Raw genomic sequence first — 1,753 nt, 5'->3', positions numbered from 1 at the left:
GGTGTCGACCGCCACTTCGGCTCGCAGCCGGGCGCGAAGCTCTCGATGACGATCATGTGCGCGCCACAGCACGGGCATGGCCAGGGCAGCAACCGCAGCGCGTCCGGGCTGTTATCATTGTCAACCATGGTTCCTGCATGTGCCTTGATGATCTGCGCCACAATCGGAAAAAGCCCCGCTGAGCGAGATGGGCATAGGCATTTCCATGGCGCGACCTTGGTGTCGACGCGGGCTTACCAGGAAGGCGCTGCCTTGTGGTAGCTGATGAGGTTTCTGCTGACTTGTTTCGACGTCATCTGCGCGTCGTCCAATTGCCCGGATGTGTCGATCTATGTCGCCTACGGTGCCAAACAAAAGGCTCTCTGATGCCGCGGTTAACTCCTGCGCGCTGTAGCGTGCAAATCGGACAGACCGGATGCACTGTTGGCAAGGGGGATGTCCCGGGTTCTGTTGAATTTCTGAAGAGGTCGGCGTTGCCCACCTTGAGCCGGTAGGCTCGGGGTGCTGATTCCACAAAGGAGAGCAACGCCATGACGAGAGATATCACACCGGCTGGTTGGCCGGCGACCGGGGCTGTGGACGAAGCGTTTGCGGAAGTGCGAGCGAGCTTCGATCGGTTCTGCCTTGCGGCAGGGATCGAGGCGCTCGGCACGATGATGGAGGCGGATGCCTGCGGGCCGCGCCACGGTCGCGATGCGGCGCGGCGGGCGCACCGTTGGGGCCGAACGCGGGGGCGGATCGGTTTCCACGGCGGCAAGATCGAGGTCGATCGCCCGCGGGTCCGGGGCATGGACGGCCGCGAGGTCACGATCCCGAGCTGGGAAACGGCGGCGCAGGAGGACTGGCTCGGTCGCTGGGCGATGAACCTGATGCTGATCAATGTGTCGACGCGCCGGTTCGGCCGCGCCGTCCGGCTGCCCGAGGGTGACGTGCCGGCACCGCCCGGATCGGGGATTTCGAAGTCGGCGGCCTCGCGGAGGTTCGTGGCGCTGTCGGCGGCGCGGCTGGCCGACTTCATGGCTGCCGATCTGTCCGCGCTCGACCTTCTGGTGGTCCAAATCGACGGGCTGCATCTCGACGACGATCTCGTGCTGGTGGCCGCGATCGGGGTTGACGGCGAAGGCAACAAGCATCCGCTGGCGCTGGTGGAAGGGGCGACCGAGAATGCAGCAACGGTTCAGGCCCTGCTGGACAACCTGGTCTCGCGCGGGCTCGACCCGACGGTGCCAAGACTGTTCATCGCCGACGGCGCGAAGGCGTTGTCGAAGGCGATCCGCCGCACCTTCGGTTCGGCCGCTGCGATCCAGCGCTGCCAGATCCACAAGGCGCGCAACATCATGTAACGCCTGCCGAAAGAGCATCATGCGGCCACCCGCCGGGTGCTGCGCCAGGCCTGGGAGCTCGATGACGCCGACAAGGCTGAAAAATTGATCCGCAATCTCGCGCGTCGACTCGACCAGCAATGGCCCGGCGTTGCGGCCAGTATCCTCGAAGGCCTCGACGAAATCCTGACTGTCGTCCGGTTGAAGTTGACGAAGGAGCTTCGTCGATCGCTCGCCTGTACCAATATCGCCGAGAACATGATGGGCACCATTCGCCGCGTCACGCGCAACGTCAAACGCTGGCGGGATGCCGGTATGGCCTTGCGATGGATAAGCGCGGCTCGCCAATATACCGCCTTGCCTGATCGGCATGGAAGCCTGCGTCGGCGCACATCACCTGAGCCGCAAACTCGCATCGCTTGGTCACGATG

General features: G+C 64.3%; 1 pseudogene. It reads left to right on the top strand.

From position 1 onward, the window contains the following. Positions 1-530: 530 nt before the first annotated feature. Positions 531-1,661, top strand: a pseudogene (locus tag IVA82_RS00065) (IS256 family transposase); the annotation flags it as partial. Positions 1,662-1,753: the final 92 nt, after the last annotated feature.

The organism is Bradyrhizobium sp. 142 (assembly GCF_023074015.1).
In the GTDB taxonomy this organism is placed as follows: Bacteria; Pseudomonadota; Alphaproteobacteria; order Rhizobiales; family Xanthobacteraceae; genus Bradyrhizobium.
Note: the sequence above shows the minus strand (reverse complement) of the source record. Positions and strands in the feature narration are given on the sequence as shown.